Genomic DNA, 2,967 nt, shown 5'->3' on the forward strand with positions numbered 1-2,967 from the left:
CTGCCATCGCTCGTATCGCGCCGGACGGCAACCTCACCCCGCGCCAAAAGCGACGCTTCATGATCGAGATGCTCAAGCGCCGCATTCGCCCGGGCACCGGCAGCAGCCACGAGTTCATGCGAAGGAGGACTGCCATGCATCCCTGGCCCGACTTGCGCCCGATCCTAGAGGGGATTGACTGGGCCTTGATCGGCGGCGTCGCCACGCGCGCCTACATGCCAGAACGCGCCACAAAGGACATGGACATCCTTGTTCATCGCGACGATGGTGATGAGGTGATGCGCCGGTTCAAACAGGCCGGCTACGAGGTGGTTTCTCGCCTGGCCGTGCCTGGCTACTTGTTGCCTTCCCCAGAGGGCGTCGAGGTGGATGTGCTTTTCGGCAACTATCCCTGGCTGAGGGAGGCACTCGGGAAGCCGAACTATGACCCGGCCGGCTATCCGGTGATCGGCCTGCCCTATCTAACGCTCATGAAACTGTCGGCGCAGCGGGCTCAGGACTGGGCCGATGTCTCGCGCATGCTCGGCTGGGCTTCCGACGCCGAACTCGACGCGGTGCGCGAAGTCGTCGCTCGCTACAGCCCCGAAGATCTGGAAGACCTGGAGTCATTCATCTTCCTGGGACGGAAGGAGCGGGAGACGCCGCCGTGGGACGAAGATCAGCTCGAATGACCGAGCCGGTGGGCCACACGATCACGCGAAGGTGAGCGCGTGATGCTCCTCGGTGCGTCGCGCGCCGGTTTGTAATCGCTCGATCAGCGCCAGGTCATCGCGGAATGCGCATGCCTGCGCGATGCGTTTCGCCTCTTGCAGTTGTCGCGAAGCCGCGCACGGTTCGATCAGCGCCTGTGCGATGCACGCGTGCACTTGTCCCCATGCCGCGCCGATCCCCTCGTAGATGGCCAGTGCCCGAAGCGGCGTCTCGCGGTCGGGTTGGCCGAGCATGCGCTTCGCCTCGGCCAGACCGAGCAACGCATGAGCGTGCTCGAGAGGGTGATCGTGCTTTGCCGCGCGCCGGGCGATGGTGGCGTAGTGGTCGTGGGCCATCGCCGCCCGATTATTCAGGCGCATCGCTTCGGCGACGAACAACGCTTCCAGCAACTCGAACCGCAGGTTGAGGCGGGGCAACGTCGCGTCGGTCGCGTCGGGTGTAATCAGTGGCAGCAACTCATCGAAGCACGGATTGTCTTGCGCGGCGGTGCGCGCCAACAGGGCGAACCGCTCGCCGATGCGCGCCATGCGCACAGTGGACTGGTCAACGCCGTGCGTGGAGCGCACGGTGACGCTGGCGAACGCCTCGCGCGCCGGCTCAGCCTTGCCCAGGTGAATCTGGCAATAGCCCAGCGTGAACGTGACCGAGGCGACCAGGTCTGCGTTGTCGAGCGCCTCGTAAATGTGGATGGCCTGCTGCGCCATGGAGACTGCGCGCACCACATCACCCTGCCGGCGCAACACATCGGCCATCTTCCACAGGGCCATCGCATCCCAATAAGCATTGCCGTCACGGTGCACATCGCGCTGCATCGGCGCGTACTGGTCCAGGGTGTCACTGAGCTTGCCTTGCAGGTCGGCCAGCATGGCGACGCCGTAACGTTGGAGGAGCGCGCCGCCGCCATGACCCAGTCGCTGCGCCATGGCAGCCATTCGGTCGAAGTGCTCCAGCGCCTCGTCGTAGTTGCCTTCGGACGTGGCGACGCGGCCCAGATTCCAGTCAATCCACATCTGTCCCTCGGCGTGAGGCAGGCCCGCTTTGAGGTAGAGCCGGCGCGCTTCGTTGCAGTGACTGCGCGCCTGGGCCCAGTTGCCCATGATGCGCCACGCCTCGGCGCTGATCCCGTAGGCATCGGCCACCAGCACATCGCTCACTGCCCCACGCGCCAGCCTGCGCGCGGCGTCCGCCGCATCCAGCGAGTCGTAGTAATTGCCCAACATCAACTCGGCATCAGCCAGGGCGTACCACATCTGGTCCGTAAGCGGCGAGCGACTGCCGGTCAGGCGGGCGATCAGTCGCTTGGACTGGTCGCGCATTTCGGCGAAGCGATTGGCCTGTCGCAACAGTGCGTTGGATGCGAGCACGCTCTCCGCTGTCAACGTCGCTGTCACGGCGTCCTGCGCCTGCAGCGCCTCGGAGGGGAAGTGCAGCGTAACGAGGTCGTCCTGGCCGTGCGAAGTGGCGGCCGGTCGAATGCCCGTGCCTCTGGCCTGAGCGTCGAGGTGTTGCAGCATCTCGCCCCACCTGAAGCCGGCGCGGTGATAGAGCCGGTTGAGGTCACCGCCTGCGAACAGCGCGGCCAGCAGCGGCAGATGTTCGTAGTTCGGGTTCTGCTCGCCTTTGATCCACTTCGAGACGGCCGGCGTGCTGACGCCGAGCAGGTGTGCCAGCTTCGTCCGGCTCATGCCGCGCTGGCGCAATTCTTCGTTGATCCAGGACCAGTCCGCTGTGCTGCCCATGGGTTCACCCCCTCATTCACACTGAGAATTGCTTCGAGTTCACCTCTTTTTGTCGGTCAGCGCCGGCGCAGGATGTCTCAAGATGGCAGTGATTTTTGCTTCGTCGAAATAGCAGGCAGGTTGGTGGGCGAAGTCGTGGCCGACCGAAATCCGCGTGTGGGAATTAAACCACTGAATTCGGCGTTCGCGCTTGCGATGCGCGGCGCGTAAACAAAAGTTCATGACGACGGGCTTACACTCGAACTAGGCCAGGGGAGCGGCGGAGCGCGCGACGCTCACAGAAGCCGCATGCTCCGCCGCGCCGCACGCCCATCCGGAAGGCTAGGCTGCCGACTCAAGCGCGTCGCCGTGCTCGTGCTGGATCGCGGCGACCTCGTTGGCCAGGCCGGCCTCCTGCGCCAACGTCAGGGCGTCGCCGACCGTCGCGTGCCACGCGTCCCATTCGCCCTGCGCGCGCAACGTTCGCGCCCAAGTGCGCAGGAAGAGCACCTTGTGAAGCACACCACAATGCGGTATC

The 2,967-nt window shown here is 65.0% G+C and carries 3 protein-coding genes; 1 reads left to right on the plus strand and 2 read right to left on the minus strand.

Annotated elements, in window-relative coordinates; translation table 11 throughout:
- Positions 1-671: hypothetical protein (locus GXH28_RS15550; protein WP_169239929.1), on the plus strand; the 671-nt coding region annotated here is incomplete at its 5' end.
- Between the two features lie 21 nt (positions 672-692).
- On the opposite strand, the gene GXH28_RS15555 is transcribed toward GXH28_RS15550, so the two are convergent.
- Together GXH28_RS15555 and GXH28_RS15560 are read right to left on the minus strand one after the other, a co-directional pair.
- A complete protein-coding gene (locus GXH28_RS15555; protein ID WP_169239930.1) occupies positions 693-2,450 on the minus strand; it encodes a helix-turn-helix domain-containing protein in 1,758 nt (585 codons plus the stop codon).
- Between the two features lie 321 nt (positions 2,451-2,771).
- Positions 2,772-2,967, minus strand: a 196-nt coding sequence (locus GXH28_RS15560) for a hypothetical protein (RefSeq protein WP_169239931.1), incomplete at its 5' end; no start/stop codon positions are given.

The sequence above is a fragment of the Candidatus Roseilinea sp. NK_OTU-006 genome, assembly GCF_012931985.1.
In the GTDB taxonomy this organism is placed as follows: domain Bacteria; phylum Chloroflexota; class Anaerolineae; order J036; family Brachytrichaceae; genus JAAFGM01.

Coding starts and splice junctions, on each gene's coding strand:
- GXH28_RS15555 (WP_169239930.1), bottom strand. CDS start 2,450: ATGGGCAGCACAGCGGACTGGTCCTGGATCAACGAAGAATTGCGCCAG.